The sequence below is a fragment of the Streptomyces geranii genome, from assembly GCF_002954775.1.
Lineage (GTDB): Bacteria > Actinomycetota > Actinomycetes > Streptomycetales > Streptomycetaceae > Streptomyces > Streptomyces geranii.
Window position 1 is genome coordinate 141,345 of the sequence record NZ_KZ672952.1, and the last position, 26,049, is coordinate 167,393.

The window sequence follows — 26,049 nt, forward strand, 5'->3', positions numbered from 1 at the left end:
ACCGAAAACAGGTCACCCGAGGTCCGGGACTGAGCCTCGGCCGCAGACCGCGTACGGCGGCACCTCCTCGAACGACCGGGTACGACGATCCGTCAGGAGCACGGTGCCGCGACGACTGAGGTCGTTTCGCGACCGCAGTGTGTGGTCGCGTGCTTGAGAGGGCGCATCGATCGTGGTGACGCCGCCTCACCTCGTCAGCTCCTCGTCCAGGAGGTCGAACAGTTCGTCGGCACTGCTCTGTTCGAGGTCGACGGAAGCGGAGAAGGACCGCGAACCGCGTACGGAGAGAGCCGCGGCCAGGGAACGCAGGCGGGTGACGATACGGCCCCGGTCCGCGTCGTCGGGGTGGGCGGAGGCGAGTGCCGACTCCAGAACGGTGAGTTGCTCGTCCACCGACCGCGGCGCGGTCTCGGCCAGGGCCTCGGCACGGAGAAAGCCGGTCAGCGCGGTGGCGGACGGGTAGTCGAAGACGAGGGTTGCGGGCAGGGAGCGGCCGGTCGCCGCCGCGAGGCGGTTTCGGAACTCGATCGCGGTGAGCGAGTCGAAACCGATGTCCAGGAAGCCGTGGTCGGGGTCGATCGCCTCGCCTCGGTCATGTCCGAGTACGAACGCGGCGGTGGAACGGACGAGTTCGAGGATCGCGGCGTCGAGTTCCTTTCCGGTCAGTCGGGTCAGCCGGTCCCAGGCAGTGACCGGGGCGCTGGTGTCGGCACCCTGTTGCGGCCGGTCGGCGACCAGGCCTCGCAGGATCGCCGGGACGCCCTCCGGCCCCGGTTGGATGGCGTCGGGGTCCATGTGCATCGGCACCAGCACCGGACGGCCGGCGGCCAGGGCACGGTCGAACAGGGTGAGGCCCTCCTCGACCGACAGACCGCGCACGCCGGAGCGCGCCATCCGGATGACGTCCTTTTCCGTGAGTCTGCCGGCCAGCCCTCCGGAGGCCCACATGCCCCAGGCCAGTGTCGTGGCCGGGAGGCCGCTCGCGACGCGGTGTTCCGCCAGGGCATCGACGAACACGCTGGCCGCCGCCCAGTTGGCCTGGCCGGGGGCGCCGAACGTACCGCCGCCGGAGCCGAAGAGGACGAACGCCGACAGGTCGAGGCCGGCGGTGAGTTCGTGGAGGTGCCATGCCGCGTCGGCCTTGGGGCGAAGGACGGCGTCGAGGCGTGCGGGGGTGAGTGCCGTCAGGATGCCGTCGTCGACCACACCGGCGGCGTGGATCACCGCGCGCAACGGCGCTGTCGCCGGAATGTCGGCGAGCACCTGTCGTAGCGCTTCGCGGTCGGACACGTCGCACGCGGCAATGGTGACCCGCGCGCCCGACTCGGTCAGGTCGGCTCCCAGTTCGGCGGCGCCGGGGGCGGCGATGCCTCGGCGGCCGACGAGCACCAGGTGCCGTACACCGTGCTCGGTCACCAGGTGCCGCGCGACGTGTCCGCCGAGTTCGCCGGTACCTCCGGTGATCAGGACGGTGCCCGTCGCGTCGAATGTCGCTGTTGGCGCAGTCGGGGCGGCAGGGGCGGAGTGAGGTGACAGGGACTTCGCCAGCCGGGGGACGAAGATCCGGCCGTCGCGTACGGCCATGGTCGGTTCCCCGGCGTTCAGCGCGGCGTGAATCGTGGCGGCGGGGAGGTCGGTGAGGTCCGGAGCATCGATGTCGACGAGTCCGAAGCGGCCGGGGTACTCCAGCAGCGCGGTGCGGACGAGCCCCCAGACCGGCGACTGCGCGAGGTCCGCGACCCCCTCGGCAGGGGACGTGGCGATCGCTCCCCTGGTCACTAACACGAGGCGGGTGGAGGCCAGGCGTTCGTCCGTGCCCCAGGACTGGGCGAGGGCGAGGGCGCGGTCGGCGGCGGCGCGGGCGGCAGTGGGAATGTCCGCGGAGTGATCGGTCCGGGTGATGAACGGGGCGAACACGAGGTCCGGCACAGCGCCGGAGGTGGCATGCCTGACGGCTTCGAGGCCGTCGGCGGTTTCGAGGTCGTCGGCGGTGAGGACGACATGGTCGGGCGCCGTGGGCGGCAGCGCGCCGTTCGTGGTCCAGGGGCACCAGTCGACGTGGAGGAGGTGCTCCTGGTGCGCCGGCCGCGTCGCCGGGGCAGCGGACACCGCGTCGATCCAGTACCGCTGCCGCTGGAAGGCGTAGGTGGGAAGGCCGATACGCCGTGCGCCGGTGCCGTCGAAGAACGCCGGCCAACTCACCTCGGCGCCGTGCGCGTGGGCACCGCAGACGGCGGCGGTCACCTGCCGCGCCTCCGGGCGGTCGCGGTGGAGCACCGGAATGAAGGCGGCGGGGCGGTCCCCGAGCAGGCACTCCTGGCCCAGCGAGGAGAGGGAACCGTCCGGGCCGAGTTCGACGAACCGGGATACGCCCAGGGCTTCGAGAGTGCGCACGCCCTCGCGGAACCGGACGGTCTCGCGTACGTGCCGTACCCAGTACTCGGGGGTGCACAGTTGATCGGCGTCGGCGGGCTTTCCGGTCACGTTCGAGACGATCGGGATGCCGGGCGGCGAGTAGGTCAGCTTCTGGGCGACGTTGCGGAACTCGTCGAGCATCGGCTCCATCAGCGGTGAGTGGAAGGCGTGCGACACGCGCAGGCGCTTGGTCCGGTGGCCGCCACGGCGTGCGAGTCGGTCCCCGATGGCGAGCACCGCCCCCTGCTCACCTGCGATGACGACGGAGCGGGGGCCGTTGATCGCCGCGATGGCGACGCCGGACGGCAGTTCGGGAATGACTTCGTCCTCCGAGGCGGCGATCGCGAGCATCGCACCGCCGGACGGCAGAGCCTGCATCAAGCGGCCCCGTGCGGCGACGAGTGCACAGGCGTCGGGCAGCGACCACACGCCGGCGACGTACGCGGCGGCGAGTTCGCCGATCGAGTGGCCGATGAGGATGTCCGCCTTCAGACCCCAGGATTCGAGCAGCCGGAAGAGCGCGACGTGGATCGCGAAGAGTGCGGGCTGGGTGTACTCGGTCTCGTTGAGCGCTTCCGGGTCGGTGTCGACGACCTCGCGCAGTGGACGCTCCAGATGCCGGTCCAGCTCCGTGCACACCGCGTCGTACGCCTGGGCGAACACCGGGAACGACGCGGCGAGTTCGCGGCCCATGCCGGGGCGCTGCGATCCCTGCCCGGAGAACATGAACGCGGTGAGCCCGTCCGGTCGGGCCGCCCCGCGTACCACGGCCGGGTGGTCCGCGCCCTCGCTCACCGCGCGCAGCCCGGCTCGCCACTCGCTCTCGTCCGCGCCGAGGATCACGGCGCGGTGCTGGAACGCCGAGCGCGTGGTCGCGAGGGAGAAGCCGATGTCCAGCGGTGAGGGCGAGCCGCCGTCGTGGAACGACGCGAGCCGGGCCGCCTGTGCCTGGAGTGCTTCGGGGTTGTGTGCCGAGAGCGTCCACGGCACGGTCCGGCCGCCGGTGAGCCCCGTGGGCGACGTCTCCTTCCCCGCGTCAGGAGCCGGCGCCGCTTCGAGGATGATGTGCGCGTTGGTGCCGCTGATCCCGAAGGACGAGACGCCGGCCCGGCGCGGCCGACCGGTGTCCGGCCAGGCGACCGGCTCGGTGAGCAGCCGGACCGTCCCGTCCGACCAGTCGACCTGCGGCGAGGGCTCGTCGACGTGCAGCGTCCTGGGGAGTACGCCGTGCCGCAGCGCGAGTACCGTCTTGATCACGCCGCCGACGCCCGCCGCCGCCTGGGTGTGCCCGACGTTGGACTTCAACGAACCGAGCCAGAGGGGGTGTTCGGGGGTGTGCTCACGGCCGTAGACGGTGAGCAGTGCCTGCGCCTCGATCGGGTCACCGAGCTTCGTCCCGGTCCCGTGGGCCTCGACCGCGTCCACGTCGCCGGCGTTCAGACCCGCCGCGGCGAGCGCGTCTCGGATCACCCGCTGCTGGGCGGGTCCGTTGGGCACGGTGAGGCCGCTGCTCGCGCCGTCCTGGTTCACCGCCGAACCGCGGACGACCGCGAGGACGTCGTGGCCGTTGCGTCGCGCGTCCGACAGCCGTTCCAGCAGCAGGATTCCGGCGCCCTCGGAGCAGCCCACGCCGTCCGCCGCCCCGGCGAAGGACTTGCAGCGGCCGTCCGGGGCCAGGCCGCGCTGTTCGCTGAAGTACACGAACATGTCCGGCGCGGCCATCACCGTCACACCGCCCGCCAGCGCCAGCGAGCACTCGCCCCGACGCAGCGACTCGACGGCCAGATGGAGTGCGACGAGGGACGACGAGCACGCGGTGTCGATACTCACCGCGGGGCCCTCCAGGCCCAGCGTGTAGGCGATCCGCCCGGACACGAGGCTTCCGTCGCTGGTACCGGCCCCGTAGTCGTGGTACATGACGCCCGTGAACACCCCGGTCCGGCTGCCGCGCAGCAGGCCCGGCACCATGCCCGCGCGCTCCACGGCCTCCCACGCGGTCTCCAGCAGCAGCCGCTGCTGCGGATCCATGGCCAGGGCCTCGCGCGGGGATATCCCGAAGAACGCGGGGTCGAAGTCGGCCATGCCGTCGAGGAATCCGCCATGGGTGGAGTAGGTCTTGCCGGCGGCCGAGGACTGTGGATTCGGCTCGTGGAGTCCGGCGATGTCCCAGCCGCGGTCCGCCGGGAACTCCGTGATCGCGTCCGCGCCGTCGGACACCAGCCGCCACAGGTCCTCCGGCGAGGCGACCCCGCCCGGATAGCGGCAGGCCATGGCCACGACGGCGATGGGCTCGTCGAGCCGGTCCGTCCTCCGGCGCAGCAGCGCGTTCTCCTCACGAATCCGCTCAGCGTCCAGCATGCTCCGGCGCAGCGCCTCGACGATCTTGTTCATGCCAGGGGTGGTGTCGCTCGTGGCCACGTCCGTCATTCCTTTCCGCCGTCGGCGAGGGCCGCTCGCACCAGGGCGTCGATGTCCATGTCCTCGATCGCGGACCGCTCCGGTTCCGTGGCCGCCTCGGGCTGCTCGGGGAACAGCTCGGCCAGGAGCTGCTCGGCCAGGCTCACTGGGGTCGGGTAGTCGAAGATCAGCGTGGCGGGCAGGCGCACGCCGACGACCGGAGCGAGGCTGTTGCGCAGTTGCAGTGCCGACAGTGAGTCGAGTCCGAGGTCGGTGAAGCCCGTAGTGCTCCGTACCTGCGTGCCGTCCTCGTAGCCGAGTACGGCGGCCGTGTGGGCTCGGACGAGGTCCAGCAGGGCCTGCTGCTGTTCCTTGCGGGAGAGCGCGGCGATCCGCTGCGCGAGGGTTTCCGGTTCCGGCTCGGTCGCCTTCGCCACGGGGGTTCGGGGTGCGGCGTAGGCGCGCAGCAACGCGGGCAGGTCGGCACGTTCCCACAGCGCCCGCTCGTCGAGCCGCGCCGGGACGACCACTGCGGCGTCCGCCCCGAGTGCGGCGTCGAACAGTTCCATGCCCTCCTCGGGGGTGAGGGCGCCAAGACCTTCGCGTGCGATCCGGTCGAGGTCGACCGCGTCCTCGCTGCCCTGCCAGGGTCCCCAGGCCAGGGATGTGGCGGGCAGGCCTCGGGCGTGCCGGTGTTCGGCCAGCGCGTCGAGGAACGTGTTCGCAGCCGCGTAGTTCGCCTGACCGGCCGTCAGCACCAGGCCGCCGACCGATGAGTAGAGGACGAACGCGGTCAGGGGCAGGTCGGCGGTCAGCTCGTGCAGGTGCCACGCCGCGTCCGCCTTGGCCCTCAGTACCCGTTCGATCTGCTCCGGGGTCAGTGCCTGCAGCACCGCGCTGTCCATGATCCCGGCGGCGTGTACGACGGCGGTGAGCGGATGCCGCTCCGGGATCTGCTTGAGCACCTGGCCGAGTGCCTCCCGGTCGGACGCGTCGCAGGCGGCGAACGTGACACTTGCGCCGAGTTCGCCCAGCTCGGCGGCGAGTTCCTCGGCTCCTGGGGCGTCGGTGCCCCGTCGGCTGACGAGGAGCAGGTGGCGCGTTCCGTGGACGGCCACCAGGTGCCGGGCCAGCACCGCGCCGAGCAGTCCCGTCCCGCCGGTGATCAGTACGGTGCCGTCCGTGTCCCAGCTCGGCGCCTTGTCACCGGGCGTGCCGCGCCGCAGCCTCGGCACGTTCACCTGCCCACGGCGGATCGCGGCCTCGGGCTCGCCGGTGGCCACGGCGGCGGCCAGCGCGCTGCGGGACGCCTCGGTTCCGTCGAGGTCGATGAGCTGGATCCGGTCCGGGTGTTCGGCCTGGGCGGCGCGGATCAGACCCCACAGGGGCGCCTGCGTCAGATCGGGGCTCTGACCGGTCTCCGTGACGACGGCGTCGCGGGTCAGGACGACGAGGCGCTCGCCGGCGGGTCGCGGTTCCGCCAGCCAGGACCGCAGCTCGTCCAGGGTGTCCAGCAGGGTGCGGTGTACGGCGCCGGGCAGGTCTGCGGGCGTCGCCTGCGCGCATTCGAGCAGGGTGACGCCGTCCGGGAGCGCGGCCTGGGACCCGGCCTCGATCGGCAGCGGGTTCCACGTGATCCGATACAGGTGCCTCGCCCCGGCCCCGCCGTGCGCCGGAACGGGCCGGGTCACCAGCGCCCCGACGTGCGCCACAGCCGTGCCCGAGGAGTCCGCGACCCACAGCTCGGCGCTGTTCGCGTCCCGCGCCGCCTTTCGTACCCGCACGCGCAGCGCCGTGGCGCCCTTGCGGTACAGGGTGACGTCGTTCCAGACGAACGGGATCGTGGTCTCGGTGAGTGCGGCGGGGCCTCCCGCGAGGAAGTCCATCGCGCCCAGCGCCGAGTCCAGCAGGGCCGGGTGCACGCCGTACGAGGCGGCGTCACGGAGCGCCCCCGCGGGTGGCGAGATCTCCGCGAACACCTCGTCGCCGCGCCGCCACACCGACCGCAGGCCCTGGAAGGCGGGGCCGTAGTCGAAGCCGAGCGCGGCCAGGTCCGTATAGACGCCGGACAGTTCGCACGGTTCGGCGTCCGACGGAGGCCACGCGGCCAGGTCGAAGGGGACGGGGGCCGCGCCGGCGTGCACGGTGCCGCTCGCGTGCAGGGTCCACGGCGCGGTGCGTGGTGCGTCGTCCGGGCGGGCGTACACCGACACCGCACGCCGTCCGTCGCGGTCCGGGCTCGCGAGGACGACACGCACGTTCGTCGCGCCGCGCTCGGGCAGGGGCATCGGCGTGTGCTGGGTCAGTTCCTCCAGCGCGTCGCAGCCGACCTCCGCGCCTGCCCGGAGCGCGAGTTCGACGAACGCGGTTCCGGGCAGCAGGATGCGGCCGAGCAGCACGTGATCGCCGAGCCATGGCTGCCGGTCGGTCGAGAGGCTCGCCGTGAAGACGACGTCGTCGCCGCCCGGCACGTCGATGACGGCACCGAGCAGGGGGTGCTCCGCAGAGGTGAGCCCTGCGGCCACGACGTCGTCCTGTGCGGGAGCCGCGTCCAGCCAGTACTCCCGGTTCTGGAAGGCGTACGTAGGCAGGTCGGCCGGTACAGCGCCGACGCAGAACGGGGTCCAGTCGACGGCGACGCCATGCACGTGCAGTGTCGCGGCGGCCTCGGCGAGCGGAAGGGCACCGGTGACGACGGCCTGGTGTTCCAGCTCGTCGAGCGTTCGCCGGATGCTTGTCGTCAGCCCTGCCTGCGGGGCGAGTTCGACGAACACGCCGTATCCGGCCTCCGCGAGCCCGCGCACGGACTCCTCGAAGGCGACCGATTCCTGCGGCCGGTCGGGCGACGTGATGAGGCGCGCTCCGTCCGCCAGCGAGAGGGTTCCGTCGACGCACGCGGCGGCCACCTCTCCCTCCGCGTGGCCCAGAACCGCGTCGGGGCGTACGCCGTGCTCCTCCCACAGAGCGGCCAGCGAGACCATGACCGCCCACCGCACCGCCGCCCGGTCGATCAGCGCGGCATCGCCACCGCGCAGCAGGTCGGCGACCGGCCGGTCCACGAACGGGGCCAGCGCGGCGTCGCACTGGGCGAGCCGGGCCGCGAACGCACTTGAGGCTTCGAGGAGTTCGGCCGCCACGCCGCTCCAGTCGCCCCGGCCGGGGAAGACGAACACCGTGCCGCCCAGCGTCTCCACCGTCCCTGTCGTGCACCGGCCGCCGGTGCCGCCCTCGGCCAGGGCACGGAGGCCCGCGACGAGTTCGGCCCGGCCGGTCCCCAGGATCACCGCGCGGTTCTCGAAGTGCGTGCGGCCCGCGGCGAGGGTGAGCGCGATGTCGAGATCGCGTACGGCGGTGTTCGCGGCCAGGTGCTCGACGTGTTCGAGGAGACGGCCGGCCTGGTCGCGCAGAGCCTCCTCCGAGCGTGCCGACACGAGCCAGGGGACGGTACCGGGACGCTGATCGCCGCGCTCGGGCGCCGGAACGGCGGGCGCCTGTTCCAGGACGACGTGCGCGTTGGTGCCGCTGATCCCGAAGGACGAGACGCCGGCCCGGCGCGGCCGTCCGGTGGCCGGCCACGGCTGACGCTCGGTCAGCAGCGAGACCTCCCCCACCGACCAGTCCACGTGCGGCGACGGCTCCTCGGCGTGCAGGCTGCGCGGCAGTACGCCGTGCTCCATCGCCTGCACCATCTTGATCACCCCGGCGACACCGCCCGCCGCCTGCGCGTGGCCGATGTTGGACTTGACCGAGCCGAGCCGGAGGGGGCGCCCGGGTTCGCGTCCCTGGCCGTAGGTGGCAAGCAGCGCCTGTGCCTCGATCGGGTCGCCGAGGCGGGTGCCGGAGCCGTGCGCCTCGACCGCGTCCACCTCCCAGGTCTCCAGGCCGGCGGCGGCGAGCGCGGCGCGGATCACGCGTTCCTGCGAGGGGCCGTTGGGGGCGGTGAGTCCGTTGGAGGCGCCGTCCTGGTTCACCGCGCTGCCGCGTACGACCGCCAGCACCGGGTGGCCGTTGCGGCGCGCGTCCGAGAGCCGTTCGAGCAGGACCACGCCCGCGCCCTCGGCCCAGCCCACGCCGTCGGCGACGGAGGAGAAGGACTTCGAGCGGCCGTTGGGTGAGAGCACGCCCTGCCTGCTGGAGTCGACGAACAGGTCAGGGGCGGACAGCACGGTGACACCGCCGGCCAGCGCGAGCGTGCACTCCCCCGCGCGCAGCGCCTGGGCGGCCAGGTGGATCGTCACCAGGGACGAGGAGCACGCGGTGTCCACGGTGATCGACGGGCCTTCGAGGCCGAGCAGATAGGAGACGCGGCCGGAGACGACGGATCCGGAGGAGCCGTTGGCCAGGTACGGCAGCACGTCCAGGGAGGGCTGCTTCACCCGGCTGCCGTAGTCGTCGTACATGCAGCCCGCGAAGACGCCGGTGAGGGTGGAGCGCAGTGAGCGCGGGTTGATGCGCGCTCGCTCGATCGCCTCCCAGGCGACTTCGAGGAGCAGTCGCTGCTGGGGGTCCATCGCGAGGGCCTCGCGCGGGCCGATGCCGAAGAACGCGGGGTCGAAGTCGGCGGCGCGGTGCAGGAATCCGCCCTCGTGCGCGTAGGACTTGCCGAGGCGGCCGGGTTCGGGGTCGTAGATGCCGGCGATGTCCCAGCCTCGGTTGGCCGGAAACCCGCTGACGGCGTCGGTCTCGTCGAGGAGCAACTGCCAGAGCGCTTCCGGGGTTTCGGCGTCGCCGGGATAGCGGCAGGCCATGCCGATGACGGCGATCGGCTCGTCGCGGGCGGTCACCGTCGCGGCGGTCGTGCGGGCCGGGGTCGCCGCGGCGGCGCCGAGCAGTCCGGCCTTGATGAACTCGGCTACGGAGCTGGTGGTCGGGTGGTCGAAGACGAGGGTGGCCGGGAGGCTGAGCCCGGTCGCCGCGTTGAGCGCGTTGCGCAGTTCGACGGCGGTCAGTGAGTCGAAGCCGAGTTCGCGGAACGCCCGGTCCTTGTCGATGGCGCCGGCGGCGTGGCCGAGGGTGGCGGCGACGTGCGCGCGGACCAGGTCGAGGAGCAGGCGGTCGCGGTCGGCCTCGCCGAGCCCCGCCAGACGGCTCGTCAGATCGGTGGTGGGCGCGGCCGATGTGGCGGTGCGGCGGGCCGGTGCGGCGAGGAATCCGCGCAGCAGCGCGGGGACCGGGCCGGTGCGGGCGCGCAGTGCGGCGGTGTCGATCGGCAGCGGCGCGAGCACGGCTTCGGTGCCGGTCGCGAGCGCCGCGTCCAGGGCCCTCAGCCCCTGGTGGACGGTGATCGCCGGAAGGCCGAGGCGGGACATGCGGTGCAGGTCCTCCTCGCCCAGCGCGCCGCCGAGGCCCGTGTCGTACGCCCACAGGCCCCAGGCCAGCGCGGTCGCCGGCAGGCCGCGACGGCGGCGGTGCAGGGCCAGGCCGTCGAGGTAGGCGTTGGCGGCGGCGTAGTCGCCCTGCCCTGCGGCGAGGACCATGCCGCCGGCGGAGGAGAAGAGCACGAAGGCGGCCAGGTCCAGTTCGGCGGTGAGTTCGTGCAGGTGCCGTGCCGCGTCGGCCTTCGCGCGCAGCACCTCGTCGAGCCGGTCGGCCTGGATCGAGCCGATGAGCCCGCCTCCGGCGAGGCCCGCCGCGTGCAGTACGGCGGTCAGCGGGTGCTCGGTGGGGATGCCCGCCAGGAGTTCGGCGAGCGCGGTGCGGTCGGCGACGTCGCACGCGGCGATCGTCACCTGGGCGCCGAGGGCTTCGAGGTCGCGGCGCAGTTCGTCGGCGCCGGGGGCGTCCGGGCCGCGCCTGCTGACGAGCAGCAGGTGCCGTACGCCGTGCTCGGCCACCAGGTGACGGGCCGTCAGTGCGCCGAGTCCGCCGGTGCCGCCGGTGATCAGCACGGTTCCGGTGGGGTTCCAGGGTCGCTGCGCGTCCTGCTCGGGTGTCGCCGGGGCGAGTCGGGGCACGCGAACCGTGCCGCCGTGGAGGGAGACCTCGGGCTCGCCGGACGCGAGGACGGCGGGCAGCGTTCCGCGCCACGTCTCGTCGTCGCCACCACGGTCCACGAGCACGAAGCGGCCCGGGTTCTCCGCCTCGGCGGCCCGGACAAGGCCCCAGACGGCGGCCTGCTCGGGGCGTACGTCCTCGGCGAGGGCGGTGCCGTTCCGGGTGAGCACGACCAGGCGTTCGTCGGCCGGCCGCCCCTGGAGCGCGGCGAGCACGGCGCCGACCACGGCGTGTACGTCGTCGCCCTCGGGGCAGACCAGTACCTCGGGTTCGCCTTCGTCGACGGCCTGTTGGAGGGGAAGGTCCTGCCAGGTGACGCCGAGCAGCGGGACGTCACGCTCGGCCGCCGAGCCGAGGCCGGCCTCGGTGACGGGGCGGGAGACGAGGGAGTCCACGGACGCGACCGGGTTTCCGGCGGCGTCGGCGACCTGGATGAGGCTCTGCTCGTCGCCGGAGATCCGCAGGATCCTGACCCGCAGCTCGCGGGCGCCGGTCGCGTACAAGGTCACGCCGGACCACACGAACGGCAGCAGGGTCGGTGCGTCCGGGCCGGAGAGCAGCAGGTCGGCGTGCATGGCGGCGTCGAGCAGCGCGGGATGCAGACCGAACTCGGCCGGGCCCGCCGCCTCGGGCAGCACGACCTCGGCGAACACCTCGTCGCCGCGACGCCATGCCGCGCGCAGGCCCTGGAAGGCGGCTCCGTAGTCGTAGCCGCGCGCTGCCAACTGCGCGTACGCGTCGGTGGCGGCGAGGGGTTCGGCGCCGGACGGCGGCCAGTGGGCGAGATCGAAGTCCGCGGGCCGGACCGCCGTGCTCAGGACGGCGCTGGCGTGGCGGGTCCACTCCTCGGTGTCGTCGGCCCGCGTGTGGATCGTCACCCGGCGCCGGCCGCCTTCCGGCGGGCCCACGACGAGTTGCAGGGCGACGCCGCCGTGCTCCGGCAGTATCAGCGGGCTCTGGAGGGTGAGTTCCTCGACGCCCGCGCAGCCCGCCCGGTCGGCGGCCCACAGCGCGAGATCGAGAAAACCGGTGCCCGGCAGCAGGATCGCGCCGCGTACGACATGGTCGGCGAGCCACGGCTGGGTCCCGGCCGAGAGCCGGCCGGTGCAGACGAGCTCCCCGGTCCCGGCCAGGGTGATCACGGCGCCGAGCATCGGGTGCCCGGCCTCCTGCTGGCCGACTTCGGCGGCGTCCAGCGCGGGTACGGCGTCGATCCAGTAGCGGGTGTGTTCGAACGCGTACGTCGGCAGGTCGACCGGCGTGGCGGTGCCGAGCACCGTGGCCCAGTCGACGGGGACTCCGAGGGCGTGCAGTTGCGCGAGGGCGCCGACCGCCTCGGCGACCTCCTCGCGGTTGCGGCGCATCAGTGACGCGAACACGGCGTGCTTCGTGACCGTGTCCGGAAGCCCGCGCTCGGCCATGTTGGCCAGCACCCGGTCCGGGCCGATCTCGACGAACGTGTCGACACCGTGCTCCGCCAACACGGCGAGCGCGTCGGCGAAGCGGACCGCCCCGCGGGCGTGGCCGACCCAGTACGCGGGGTCGGCGATCTCCGCCGGGGTCGCGAGACGGCCGGTGACCGCCGAGACGAACGGTATGCGCGCCGGGCGGAACTCCAGGCCCGCGCAGACCCGCGCGAACTCGGCCAGCATCGGCTCCATCAACGGCGAGTGGAAGGCGTGGCTCACCGGCAGGCGGTGCGTGGCGGCGCCGCGCTCGTCGACGACGTCCGTGATCTCCAGTACGGCGGCCTCGACGCCGGAGACGACCACCGCTGTCGGCCCGTTGACCGCGGCGATGTCGACCTCGTGCTCGCGTCCGGCGATCAGTTCCCTGGCGTCGTGCTCGGTGACGCCGAGGGCGACCATGGCGCCGCCGTCGGGCAGCGCGTCCATCAGCGCGCCGCGCGCGGCGATCAGCCTGGCCGCGTCGTCGAGCGAGAGGACGCCCGCGACGTGCGCCGCCGCGATCTCACCGATCGAGTGGCCCGCCAGCAGATCGGGCCGCAGGCCCCAGGACTCGGTGAGGCGGAAGAGCGCGACCTCGACGGCGAACAGCGCGGGCTGGGTCAGCCGGGTGCGGTTGAGGCGCGCGGGGTCCTCGTCCTCGAACACGGCCTGGTGCAGCGGCTCGCCGAGCAGCGGATCGAGGGCCCGCGCGACCTCGTCGAAGGCCTGTGCGAAGACGGGGAACGCCGCGTGGAGGGCACGGCCCATCCCGACGCGCTGGGCGCCCTGGCCGGAGAAGAGGAAGGCGGTCTTGCCGGCCCGGGTGCGGGCGGTTCCCCGCCGTACGTTCGGCAGCGTTTCGCCCGACACGAGGGCGTCCAGACCGAGCAGGAACTCCTCGTGGTCGCCCGCGACGATCGTGGCCCGGTGCTCGAACGCGGAGCGCTCGGTCGCGAGGGAGCGGGCCAGCGCGTCGAGCGGCTGGTCCGTGACGTGGGCGCGCAGTCGTGCCGCCTGCGCCGCGAGCGCGGTAGGGGTGCGCGCCGAGAGCAGGAACGGCAGCGGCGTGAGCCGGGGCGTGGTCTCCGGCTGGGGTTCGGGGTCGCTCGGCGCCTCCGAGATGATCACGTGTGCGTTGGTGCCGCTGATGCCGAACGAGGACACCCCGGCCCGGCGGGTGCGCTCACCGCGCGACCACGGACGCGCCTCGGTCAGCAGCTCTACCGCTCCGGCCGACCAGTCCGCCTGTGGCGTCGGCGCGTCCACGTGCAGGGTCGCGGGCAGTCGCTCGGCACGGAGGGCGAGGACCGTCTTGATGACCCCGGCGACACCCGCGGCGGCCTGCGGGTGGCCGAGGTTGGACTTGACCGAGCCGAGCCACAGGGGTGCGCCCGCGGCCTCGCGTTCCGGGCCGTAGACCGCTTGCAGGGCGCCGATCTCGATCGGGTCGCCGAGCGTGGTGCCGGTGCCGTGGCCCTCGACGGCGTCGATGTCGGCCGGGTGCAGTCCGGCGCCGGCCAGCGCCTGGCGGATCACCCGCTGCTGGGCGAGCCCGTTGGGCGCGGTCAGCCCGTTGCTGGCGCCGTCGTGGTTGACGGCGGAACCGGAGACGACGGCCAGGACCCGGTGTCCGTGGCGGTGTGCCTCGGCGAGCGTCTCGACGGCGAGTACACCGACGCCCTCGCCCCAGCCGGTGCCGTCCGCCGCTGCGGCGAAGGACTTGCAGCGCCCGTCGGCGGCGAGGCCGCGCTGTCGGCTGAAGTCGACGAACGTGTCGGGGGTCGCCATCACGGTGACGCCGCCGACCAGGGCGAGCGTGCACTCCCCCGCCCGCAGCGCCTGGATCGCCCAGTGCAGCGCGACGAGCGAGGAGGAGCAGGCCGTGTCGACGGTGACCGTCGGGCCCTCAAGACCGAGCGCGTAGGCGACGCGGCCGGAGACGACGCTGGCGAGGCTGCCGTTGCCCAGGTGCCCGGCGAGTTCCTCGGGCACCTTCGGGCCCAGCCGCGTGGCCCAGTCGTGGTACATCACGCCGGCGAACACGCCGGTCCGGCTGCCGCGCAGCGCGTGCGGATCGATTCCGGCGCGCTCCAGGGCCTCCCAGGAGGTTTCGAGCAGCAGGCGTTGCTGCGGGTCCATGGCCCGGGCCTCGCGGGGGCTGATGTCGAAGAAACCCGCGTCGAACTCGGCGGCGGTGTGCAGGAAGCCGCCTTCGCCCGCGTAACTGGTGCCCGGGCGCACCCGGTCCGGGTCGTAGAGGGAGGCGAGGTCCCAGCCCCGGTCGGCCGGGAACGCGCCGACCGCGTCCACCTCGTCGGACAGCAGGGTCCAGAGGTCCTCGGGCGAGGCGACCCCGCCGGGGAAGCGGCAGGCCATCCCGACGATCGCGATCGGTTCGTCGGGACGGGCGACCACCGTGGTGCCGGCCTTGGCCGGGGCGGGAGCGGTGGAGAACCGTTCTGCCAGGTACTCGGCGAGGGCGCGCGGGTTCGGGTAGTCGAACACGAGTGTGGCCGGGAGACTGAGCCCGAGCCGTTTCTGCAGGCTGTTGCGCAGATCGACGGCGGCGAGCGAGTCGAAGCCGAGGTCGGTGAAGGACCGGGTCGCGCCGACCGTCGCCGCGTCCTCGTGTCCGAGCACGGCCGCGACGAGTGAGCGGGTGAGGTCGAGCAGGGCGCCGACACGGTCGGTCTCGGACAGGTCGGCCAGGTGCCGCGCCTCGGCGCCGCGGATCACGGACGGGGCCGGGGACTGCGGCGTCGGTACGAGTTCGCGGAGCAGGGCGGGTACGCCGTCCGGCCTGGCCCGCAGCGCGGCCCGGTCGATCGCGAGGGGCGCGAGTGAGGCCGTACCGGTGGCGAGCGCGGCGTCGAGAGCGGCGAGGCTCGCTTCCGGGGTGAGCGGTGCGATGCCCTGGCGGGTGACGCGGTGGCGCGATACGGCGTCGAGCCGGGCGCCCATGCCCTGCTCGCCGGACCACAGTCCCCACGAGAGGGAGGTGGCGCGCAGCCCCGCGGCGACGCGCTCGGCGGCGAGGGCGTCCAGGTAGGCGTTGGCGGCGGCGTAGTTGCCCTGACCCGCGCCATCCACGAGGGCGGCGGCGGAGGAGAAGAGCACGAAGGCGCTCAGATCGAGGCCGAGGGTCAGCTCGTGCAGATTGCGCGCGCCGACGGCCTTGGGGCGGCAGACCGCGTCGAACCGCTCGCGGGTCAGGTCGCCGGTCAGCGCGTCGTCGACGGTTCCGGCCGCGTGGACGACCGCGGTCAGCGGCTGATCGGCCGGGATCCCGTCCAGTACGGCGGCGAGCGCGGCGCGGTCGGAGACGTCGCAGGCCGCGATCGTCACGTGTGCGCCGAGTTCGCGCACCTCGTCGGCCAGTGCTTCGGCTCCGGGGGCCGCCGAGCCGCTGCGGCTGACCAGCAGCAGGTGACGTACGCCGTGGACGTCGACGAGGTGACGGGCGGTCAGGAGGCCGAGGCCTCCGGTGCCGCCGGTGATCAGGACGGTGCCGTCCGCGAGCCGGTTCGAGTCTGTCCGCCGCTCCGCACGCGAGCGCACCAGGCGCGGCACGAACCATTCGCCACCGTGTACCCGCAGCTCCGGTTCTCCGGAGGAAGCCGCCCGCCGGGCTGTCTCCAGGGTCGGCGTGTCCGTGTCGAGGACGTCGAGGAGCACGAGGCTGCCGGGGTTCTCCGCCTGTGCCGACCGGACCAGGCCGCGCACCGCGGCGGCGATCGGGTCGGCGCCGGGGATCGCGAGGACGAGGGTCGTCCCGGCGTCGTGGCGTCGCAGCAGGTCGGCCGTGTGGCAGAGCGCGTCGGTGAGGTCGTCGGGCAGTTCGACGTTCAGGAGCGACGCGTCCGCCGTGGCGGCGGGTGCGGTGACGGGGCGCCAGACCGTCTCGTAGAGCGGCTCGGAGCGCGCGGCGGAGAGTGAACCGGGCGGGACGAGCCGCGTCCGGTAGTCGTCGGCCGAGGCCACGGAAGCCCCGGACTCGTCGGCCAGGTCCAGGCGTACGCCGCCCTGCGGATGGGAGGTGATCCGCACGCGCAGCGCGGTGGCGCCCGGAACGTCCACGCGTACGCCCCGCCAGGCGAAGGGGAGGCGGATCTCGCCGGGCTCGCGAGCCTCGCCCTCGGCGAAGTCGGTCGCGTGCAGTACGGCGTCCAGCAGGGCGGGATGCAGCAAGTGCGTTCCCGGATCGGCGTCTTCGGGCAGTACTGCCTCGGCGAAGATCTCGCCGCCGCGCTTCCAGACGCCGCGCAGGCTCTGGAAGGTCGGACCGTAGTGGTAGCCCTCGTCGGCGAGGTTCTCGTACAGGTCCGCGATGTCGACCGGCTCCGCGTGGGCGGGAGGCCACTCGGCGAGACCGGTGTGCGCCGTCGTGCCGCTCGCGCCCGGGGTGAGGACGGCGCCGGCGTGACGCGTCCAGGGACTGTCGTCGTCGGCGCGGGCGTGGAAGTCGACACTCGCGCGGCCGTCGTCCCCGGGCGTCACGACGACCTGCAGAGCGAGGCCGCCCACCGGCGGAAGCACCAGCGGCGCGTGCAGCGTGAGTTCCTCGACCGCCGTGAAGCCCGTGAGCCGGCCCGCGTGCAGCGCCATGTCGAGAAACGCCGTACCCGGCAGGACACGCTCTCCCGCGATGACGTGCTCGGCGAGCCAGGGCACCGTGTCGACCGCCAGCCGTCCCGTCAGCACCGTCGCGCCGCCGTCCGCGAGTCCGATGGCCGCGGTCAGCAGCGGGTGCCGGGACTCGGCCTGTCCGAAGCTCGGGGCGTCGACGCGGCCATGGATCGTGGGCGCGAGCCAGTAACGCCGCCGCTGGAAGGGGTACGTCGGCAGGTCCACCCGGCGGACGCCGGACCCCGCGAACCAGGTGCTCCAGTCGACCGCGGTCCCGCGCACGTACGCGGTGGCCACGGCCGTGCGAACGGTCTCCGGCTCCGGCCGGTCGCGCCGGACCATCGGGACGAAGACGATGTCCTGGCCGTCGGCCGACTCCTGGGCCATCGCCGACAGGACCGGGTCGGGACCGAGTTCGAGAACCGTGCGGACCCCGGTCGCGGACAGCGACCGTACTCCGTCGGCGAATCGGACGGTCTCGCGGACCTGCCGCACCCAGTACTCGGGGGTGAGCAGGTCGTCGCCGGTCGCCGGGGCACCGGTCAGGTCGGAGACGACCTGGATGCGCGGCGGGTGGTACTCGACGACGCTCAGCACGCGGCGGAACTCGTCGAGCATCGGCTCCATCAGCGCGGAGTGGAAGGCGTGGGACACGCGCAGCCGGCTGGTCTTGCGCCCGTCGGCCTCCAACTGACCCAGAATCGGGTCGAGTTCGGCCTCGGGACCGGAGAGTACGACCGACTCCGGGCCGTTGACCGCGGCGATGCCCACCTGCCCGGTCAGCAGGGGCCGCACCACACCCTCGGGGGCCGTGACTGCGGCCATCGCGCCGCCCGTCGGCAGCGCCTGCATCAGCCGCGCGCGGGCACCCACCACCGCGCAGGCGTCCTCGACCGACCACACCCCCGCCACGTGCGCGGCGGCGAGCCCGCCGATCGAGTGACCGAGCAGGACGTCCGGGCGCACGCCCCAGGACTCGACCAGCCGGTAGAGAGCGACCTCGAAGGCGAACAGGGCACACTGCGCGTAGCCCGTCTGCCGCAGCAGCCCGGCGTCGTCGCCGTGCAGCACCTCGCGCAGCGGGCGCTCCAGTTGGAGGTCGAGGTGGCCGACGATCTCGTCGTACGCGTCGGCGAACACGGGGAACTCCTCGTACAGCGCGTCGCCCATGCCGAGGCGCTGCGCTCCCTGCCCGGTGAAGAGCAGGCCCAGGCCACCGTGTTCGGCGGAGCCTTCGACGACTCCGGGCGCGGAACCGCCCGCCGCCAGGGTTTCGAGGGCGCGCTGCGCCTGGCTTCGGTCCTGGGCGAGCACGACGGCCCGGTGCGGGAGTGAGGCGCGGGTGGTCGCCAACGAGAATCCGGCATCCGCCAGTCCGGTCGCGTCATCGGCTACGACAGCTGCCAGCGCGCGAGCCTGGGCCCGTAGCGCGGCGTCGCTGCGGGCGGACAGGGCCAGCGGAACGGCGGGCAACCGCGTCGGCGTCCCGGTCCGGTCCGGCGCGGCCTCGGGTGTCGGCGTTTCCGCCTCGTCCCACGCGTCCGCGGGCGCCTGCTCGACGATGACGTGGGCGTTGGTGCCGCTGATCCCGAAGGAGGAGACGGCGGCCCGGCGCGGCCGGTCGGCGCCCGGCCACGACCGCGGCTCGGTCAGCAGCCGCACTCCCCCGGCCGACCAGTCCACGTGCGCGGTCGGCTCGTCGACGTGCAGGGTCGCGGGAAGCTCCCCGTGCCGGAGAGCCATGATCATCTTGGTCAGGCCCGCGGCGCCGGCGGCGGCCTGGGCGTGACCGATGTTCGACTTGACCGACCCGAGCCAGAGCGGGTTGTCGGCGTCACGGTCCCGGCCGTACGTCGCCAGCAGCGCCTGCGCCTCGATCGGGTCGCCGAGCCGTGTCCCGGTGCCGTGCGCCTCGACCGCGTCCACCTCGGCCGCGAGCAGCCCGGCGTCCGCCAGCGCGGCCCGGATGACCTTCTGCTGGGCCAGGCCGTTCGGCGCCGTCAGCCCGTTCGACGCACCGTCCTGGTTCACCGCGCTGCCGCGGAGCACGGCGAGCACCGGATGCCCGGCCCGGCGGGCGTCGGAGAGCCGTTCGAGGACGAAGACGCCCACGCCCTCGGCGAAGCCGGTGCCGTCGGCGGCGGTGGCGAACGCCTTGCACCGGCCGTCCGGCGCGAGCCCGCGCTGCCGGGAGAACGCGGTGAAGGTGCCGGGCCCGCCCATCACCGCGACACCGCCGGCCAGGGCCAGCGTGGACTCGCCCCGGCGCAGCGACTGGGCCGCGAGATGTACGGCGACCAGTGATCCGGAGCACGCCGTGTCCACGGTCAGTGCGGGGCCTTCGAGCCCGAAGGTGTAGGCGACCCGGCCCGAGACGACGCTGGGTGCAGCGCCCGCCAGCAGATAGCCGTCCAGGCCGTCCGGCGCCTCGTGGAGCCGGGGCCCGTACTCCTGCGGCTCGGCGCCGATGAACACGCCCGTGGCCGAACCGCGCAGCGTGCCCGGATCGATGCCCGCGCGCTCCAGGGCCTCCCAGGACGTCTCCAGGACCAGCCGCTGCTGCGGGTCCATCGCGACGGCCTCGCGCGGCGAGATGCCGAAGAAGTCGGCGTCGAACTCGGCCGCGTCCGCCAGGAAGCCGCCGGTGCGTACGTAGGTGCTGCCGGGGGTCTCCGGGTCCGGGTCGTAGAGCGCGTCGAGATCCCAGCCGCGGTCCGCGGGAAAGTCGGCGCTGGTGTGCCGCCCGTCCGCGACCAGCCGCCACAGCGCGTCCGGCGAGGTCGCGCCGCCGGGGAAGCGGCAGCCGATGCCGACGACGGCCACCGGCTCGTCCGACGCCGACGGGAACGGCGCGGGCACCGGGGCGCTCTCGGTCTCCTCACCGGAGAGCAGCGCCAGCAGGTGCCGGGCCAGGGCTCGTGGCGTCGGGTGGTCGAAGGCGACGGTGACGGGGAGCGCCAGGCCGGTCTCGGCGCCGAGCCTGCCGTGCAGCGCCACGGTGCCAAGGGAGTCGAGCCCGAGACTGCGGAACGCGGCGTCGGCCTCGATCCGTACGGGGGCACCGGGCCGGATCTCGTTCAGCACGGCGGCGGCGTGCTCGCACACCAGGCCGACCAGGTGCCGCTCCCGCTCGGCTGCGGGCAGCGCGGTCAGTGACTCTGCCAGGGGGCTGTGGATGGGGTCAGGTGCATTCATCGCCGTACTCCACTGTTCGCTTCGATGGAACGGGGACCGGTCGCAAGGGCCGACGTGTCATGGGTGTGCTGGACATGGGAGAGGGACGCCAGGAAGCCGGACGCGGTCAACGCCGTCCCGGCCGACGTGTTGACGAGGCCTTTGAGCGGCATGGCACCCGTGGCGGCCCAGCCGAGCCGACTGTCCGGGCCGATCCGGCCGCGTGTCCGGCCCGCGTTGTCGGGGTGCAGGCAGAACGGGACGTCGAGTTGTCCGCGCGCGAAGGCGCGCAGCAGCGCGTCACCGAGATCGGCGCACTGGTCGAGGACGGCCTCGACCAGGACGCGCGCCTCTCGGTAGACCTGGCCGCCGTCCCGCTCGTGCTCCGGCGGCTCGGCCGCGCCCGCCCGCCGGGCGACCGTGTCCGCGTGTTCGAGGGCCGCCACGTTCTCCGCGACGGTGGGTATCCGTACCGCCTCGGCAACCGTCTTGACGATCAACCGCTGCGCGCCCCCGCGCACAGCGAGCTCGGCGGAGGCACCGAGCAGGCTCAGGGCGCCTTCCTCCGTACGGGGGAAGGCACCCATGTAGGTGTAGACGACGACGTGCCAGGTCCCGGACAGCAGCTCGCCGCACAGCCTCCGCAGGGCGGTCACGGCTTCGAGGTCCTGCCCGGGATCCGTCTGCTGCGCATAGCTGACCGAGACGTCGTCGATCCCGTTCTGCTGGAAGAACATCGCCTCCAGCACGCTGATCGCGACCAGCAGGCTCGGTGGGCACAGCTGCCCGAGCATGCAGCCGCCGAAGCTCTCCAGGTGCGGGCGTTCTTCGTCGGCGTCGGCGAGCAGTTCGCAGGCCTCACGCCAGTTGCGCACGGAGTCGGCGAGCGGGGTACGGCCGTAGGGCAGGCAGTAGGAGACCGGTCCGCCCTCGGTTGCGTGCAGACCGGCCTTCGTCAGCGCCCTGATGATCCGCTGCGGCCGTGCGGAGCCGTGCCGCACCTGCACCGGGAACTGCTCGTCCCACAGGCCGTCGAGCAGGGCGCGGGTCGTCTGGGCCGGATGGCTCGCGATCGGATAGCCGTTGAGCGGCTTCCCGTCGCGCAGAGCCTCGGCGATCGCCGCCAGGTCGTCCTGCCTCGTGTAGCTGTCCACCGTGATCGTGCCGACGGTGCTGGCCTCCGCCTTGCGGGTCGCCAGGAGGCCGGCGCGCATGGTCTCGGGGTCGCTCATGCCCATGCGCGGCTGCACGACCAGCCGTCCGCCCGCGTGCCGTCGACGCACGAGGTCACCGAAGTTCACGGCGTCCTCCCGAGTCGAGTCCGCGCGCGAAGCGCCGGAGCAGCACGGGGCCGTCCGAGTTGTCGTCGAAGACCGCGTCGAACCCGGCGGCGGCCAGCTCCGCGACGATCCGCGGATCGGCCCCGCCGATGCCGAGCTTGCCGCCGATCACGATCGGCAGATCGCGCAGTTCACCGACCGCGCGCAGCCTGCGGATCAGCCGGAGACCGTCCTGGCCGCCGTGCCCGTTGACGCTGCTGAGCACGACGAAGGCCGGCCGGATCCGGGCACAGGCCGCGATCAGCTCCTCCTCGGGCACGCACGGCCCGAGGTTCACGACCTGGTATCCGAGCTCCTCGATGAGCAGCTGCAGATAGACGAGGTTCCAGGTGTGCGCGTCGGACACGGTGCTGCTGACTATTACGGGGCGGGCGTCGGGGGCGGGCCGCCGGTCTTCCTCGACAACGACGTTCACCGCTGACCGGCCTCCACAGCTGTGCGGCGCGGTTCGAGACGGGTGGCCGAGACGACCTCGCCACCGCGCAGCGTGACCTCGGCCGGGGCGGGACGGCTCAGGAAGTGCACCAGGCTCGCGGTCAGGCCGTACGCCCCGACGTTCGGGATCGTCACCAGGTCGCCCGGTGCCAGGTCCGGCAGCTGGACGTTCCGGCCGAGGCTGTCGCCCGGTGTGCACAGCGGGCCGACCAGGGTGCCGCGTCCGGCCGGTGGACGGCCGGATTCCAACTCGACGGCGGCCGGCAGCAGGCGCCCGATCCCGGAGAGTCCCCCGAGCACGTTGATGCCCGCGTCGAGCACGACGAACGGCCCGCCGCTGCCCTCCTTGACGTTCACCACGCGGCTGACCAGGCTCCCGCACTCGGCCGCGAGGTAGCGCCCCGATTCGCAGGCGAGCCGCGGCTGCCCGGCACGCCACCGCGGCAGGTGCAGGTCGAGCAGAGCGGTGAGACCGGCGCGCAGCTTCGGGTACGGCGTGCGGCTGCCCGGCACCGCGTACGGCGCGGCGAATCCGCCGCCGATGTCCAGCAGCCCCAGCGGCAGGCCGAGGTCGCTGCCGAGACCGGCCGCGGTCTCGATGACGTGCTCGTACTCGCCGAGCAGGCTCTCCTCGTCGCCGGCGTTGCTCATCGTAAAGAAGTGCGCGCCGATGACGGAGGTGCCGGGCACGGACAGCAGCTGCGGCAGCGTCTCGGCGAGGGTGTCGCCGTCGATCCCGAACTGGGAGGGCCGTCCCATCATCCTGATTCCGGTCGCCGCGCCCGCCGACGCGATGTTCAGCCGCAGGATGCAGCCGACGACCACCCCGTGGCGGGATGCGACGTGCCCGATGTGCCGCAGGTCGGAGGGGGACTCGGCGGAGAACTCCCGCACGCCGAGGCCGATCGCCCGGTCGATCTCGGTGTCGGTCTTGCCCGGCCCGGTGTACAGGCAGTTCCCGGCCGGGTGTCCGGCGGCCAGCGCCGCGTCCAGTTCACCGAGCGAACTCACTTCGGGCCGGCACACCTGCTCGGCCCCCTCACGGACGGCCCGCACCACCTCGGGATGCGGATTGGCCTTCAGCGCGTAGTAGAGGTCGAATCCCTCGGGCAGCGTGGCGAGCAGGTCGTCGCGGGCCTCGGTGACCCGGTCGAGGTCGTAGACGTACAGCGGTGTGCCGTAGCGTTCGGCCAACTCGGCGGTGGTCGGGCTCACTTGCGGGCTCCGTCCACCAGGCGGGCCAGTTCGGCCGTCGCGTTCTTGCCGTGCGCGGTGAGCGGGAACTCGTCCACGACGTGGCAGATCGCGGGCACCTTGGCCGGTTCGAGACGACGGGCCAGCTCACGCAGCACGGTGTGCGAGGGCAGGTCGGTCTCCACGCACAGCCCGAGGTCGCGCTCCCCGTCCGGTGGGATGGCTCCCGCCGCGCGGACGCCGGGGATGTCCATCGTCGCGGCCTCGATCTCCAGGGTGCTCATGCGGATCCCCTTGCGTTTGAACATGTCGTCGCGGCGGCCCTCGAAGTACAGGTAGCCGTCGTCGTCGAGGTGCCCGTAGTCACCGGTGTGCAGACGGGCCTCGCCGGTCTGCGGATCGCGGCGGAAGGCGCGCTCGGTCAGCTCCGGGGACCGCCAGTAGCCGGGCATCACATGGGGTCCGGCCGCGACGATCTCGCCGCTCCCGCCGGGCGGCAGCGGGTTGCCTTCGTCGTCGAGGATCAGGACCCTGGTGCCGGGCAGCGGCAGGCCCACCGCGCCGGGGCGCTCTCCGTCCTCGTCGGGGGGCATGACCGTGATGCGTTTGCACTCGGTCTGCCCGAACTGCCGCACCACGCGCGCGCCGGGGAAGGCCTCGCGCAGCGCCTCCGTCGTGGACGCGGGCAGCGCGGCGCCGGTGTTGGTGAACAGCCGTACCGGGGCACGGCCGGCCGACGCGTCCTCGCGTGCGGCGAGGGTGGTGAGCATCGCGGCGAGCGAGGGCACGATCGGTACGACCGTCGCGCCGACCTCGCGCATCCGGCGCAGCAGCGCGAGGTCGGACTCCTCTCCGGCCAGGACGATCTCGCTCCGGCCCAGGCAGGCAAGCAGCACCTTGTACAGGCCGTAGTCCCAGGAGAGCGGGAACCGGCAGAAGACCACGTCGTCGCGCCGGTACCGGAGTACCGCCTGGATGGCGCGGGCAGCGAAGGTGATCTGGGCGTGCGGTTCGATCACGCCCTTCGGCTCGGCGGTGCTGCCGGAGGTGTAGACGAGCACGGCCACGTCCTGTGGGCTCACCTCGGCGGGCTCGGTCCGCGCGCCCCGCTCGCGCAGCTTCTCGACCTGCTGCCACACGTCCTCGAAGTCGTACACGGGCGTCTCGGTGAGCTCACGCAGCGGTTCGGCCTCGGTAGCGATGATCAGCCGCGGTTCCGCGCTGTCGATGACCGACCTGAGGTGGAAGGGCTTCATCGCCGGGTTGACCGGGACGAACACCGCGCCGTGCCGCGAGGTGCCGTAGAGCATGGCGGTCTGCGGGCGCCGGGTGGGCAGCTGGACCACGATCCGTTCGCCGGCCCCGACCCCGCGTTCGGCCAGCCACTGGGCGAACGCGTGGCTGTACTCGCCGACCTCGCGATAGGTCCATACGCCGGCCGCGTCACGTACCGCCGAGGCCTCGGGAACCTCGGCCACGGCCTCGTCGAGGAGCCCGTGCACCAGGGCCGACGGGGTGTGCAGGGCACGCGCGCGCTCCGCGAGCGACGCGCGGTCGATCTTCCGGTTGGTGTTCAGCGGGAACTCCTCGACGTGGTGGAAGTGACGCGGAACCACCGTCTCGGGCAGCGTCTCGCGCAGGCGTGCGGCGAGTTCGACCGGACGTATCGCCCGCTCGGCGGTGTAGAAGACGACGAGCTCGGTGGTGCCGTCCTTGGGGATGCCGACCGTGACCGCGTCGTGCACGGAGGTGTCCGTCCGCAGCGCGTGCTCGACCTCGGCGAGTTCGATCCGCCAGCCGTGCACCTGGACCTGTGCGTCGGCGCGGCCGAGGTAGGCGAGTTCGCCGCCGTCGATCCGGCGGACGCGGTCGCCGGTGCGGTACCAGCGGCGTCCCTCGCGGCGTACGAACCGTCCGGACTCGTCGGCCGGGTCGAGATAGCCGGGGCTCAACTGCGGGCCGCTGACGCAGAGTTCGCCCTCGTCCTCGACGGCCTGGCCGTCCTCGTCGAGCAGGAGGTGTTCGTGCCCGGCGTGCACGGCCCCGATCGGCACGACGCCGTTGACGGCCAGCGCCTGCGAACGCGGCTGCGACCAGCGGTGCGCTGCGACGGTGACGGTCAGTTCGGTCGGCCCGTACAGGTTCTCCAGGGTCGAGTTGGGGGCGGCGCTCTGCCAGTCGGCGGCGTCGTGGCACTGCAGCGCCTCGCCCGCGAACAGGCTCCAGCGCAGGCCCGGCATCGCGTGGGGCGCGAGAGCGCCGGTGCGCCGGGTCAGCGCGATCGCGCCGGGGGTGGAGAACCAGACGCTCACGCCCCGCTCGTTGAGGAAGGCGGGCAGGTCGCGGTAGGCGTACGGCGGGACGGTCTGGAGCGTCGCGCCCGCGCCCCAGGCGTTGAAGAGGTCGAAGAAGGCGCAGTCGAAGTTGAGGTCGAAGGTCTGTGAGAAGACGTCGGCGGCGGTGAAGTCGTAGCGCGCGTCGAGCAGTCCGAAGTAGTGGGCGGTGGCGCCGTGCGTGACGGTCACGCCCTTGGGCCGGCCGGTGGAACCGGAGGTGAACAGGACGCAGGCCGGGTCGCCGGGTGCCACGGTCACGGGCTCGTCGAGGACGGCCGAGGGCTGGGCGAATCCCGGCCCGAACACGGCGACTTCGGCCGGCCCGGGGACCAGCTCGGCAGCCAGGCCGGCGCCTTTCTCGTCGACGATCAACGCCGTGACGCCGGAGGCCTCGATCATCCGCCGGGTGCGCGCGGCCGGGAAGTCGGGGCGCAGCGGGACGACCGCGGCCCCCGCGTAGAGCGCCGCCAGGATGCCGACGTACGCGGCGGGCTTCTTCTCGGCGAGCACCCCCACGCTCCGGGCGCCGGCCTCGGCCAGTGCTCCGGCCTGGCGCAGCGCCAGCTCGTGCAACTCCTCATAGGTGAGGGCCTCGTCCGCGCAGCGCACCGCGACCCCGTGCGGTGCCCGTGCGAGCCCGCGCTGAAAACGCCCGTGCAGAGCGATGTCCGCCATTCCTTCCGTCATTCT

At 73.4% G+C, this 26,049-nt stretch carries 6 protein-coding genes; all 6 read right to left on the reverse strand.

What is annotated here, in order from left to right; translation table 11 throughout:
* Nucleotides 1-186 precede the first annotated feature (186 nt).
* From CW359_RS00685 to CW359_RS47270, 6 genes are read right to left on the reverse strand one after another with little or no spacing between them, the layout of a single operon-like run.
* On the reverse strand, nucleotides 187-4,833 hold the full coding sequence (locus CW359_RS00685; RefSeq protein WP_232838141.1) for a type I polyketide synthase: 4,647 nt from the start codon (nucleotides 4,831-4,833) through the stop codon (nucleotides 187-189).
* Nucleotides 4,834-4,838: 5 nt separating this feature from the next.
* Nucleotides 4,839-20,075: a type I polyketide synthase gene (locus tag CW359_RS00690; RefSeq protein WP_105967687.1), complete on the reverse strand. Its 15,237-nt coding sequence runs from the start codon at nucleotides 20,073-20,075 to the stop codon at nucleotides 4,839-4,841.
* Nucleotides 20,072-21,355, reverse strand: coding sequence for a methylaspartate mutase (locus tag CW359_RS00695; protein WP_105967688.1), 1,284 nt, complete (start codon nucleotides 21,353-21,355; stop codon nucleotides 20,072-20,074). The genes CW359_RS00690 and CW359_RS00695 overlap by 4 nt, the downstream gene beginning before the upstream one ends.
* Nucleotides 21,342-21,809, reverse strand: a complete 468-nt coding sequence (locus CW359_RS00700) for a cobalamin B12-binding domain-containing protein (RefSeq protein ID WP_105967689.1) — start codon at nucleotides 21,807-21,809, stop codon at nucleotides 21,342-21,344. The genes CW359_RS00695 and CW359_RS00700 overlap by 14 nt, the downstream gene beginning before the upstream one ends.
* Nucleotides 21,806-23,044 carry a type III PLP-dependent enzyme domain-containing protein gene (locus CW359_RS00705; protein WP_105967690.1) on the reverse strand — a complete coding sequence of 413 codons (1,239 nt, stop codon included), beginning with the start codon at nucleotides 23,042-23,044 and terminating at the stop codon, nucleotides 21,806-21,808. Before CW359_RS00705 ends, CW359_RS00700 begins: the two co-directional genes overlap by 4 nt.
* On the reverse strand, nucleotides 23,041-26,046 hold the full coding sequence (locus CW359_RS47270; protein WP_105967691.1) for an AMP-binding protein: 3,006 nt from the start codon (nucleotides 26,044-26,046) through the stop codon (nucleotides 23,041-23,043). Before CW359_RS47270 ends, CW359_RS00705 begins: the two co-directional genes overlap by 4 nt.
* Nucleotides 26,047-26,049 lie beyond the last annotated feature (3 nt).

Excerpts from the sequence above, each read along its gene's own strand:
- CW359_RS00690 (WP_105967687.1), bottom strand. The coding sequence starts at position 20,075 with ATGAATGCACCTGACCCCATCCACAGCCCCCTGGCAGAGTCACTGACC.
- CW359_RS47270 (WP_105967691.1), bottom strand. The coding sequence starts at position 26,046 with ATGACGGAAGGAATGGCGGACATCGCTCTGCACGGGCGTTTTCAGCGC.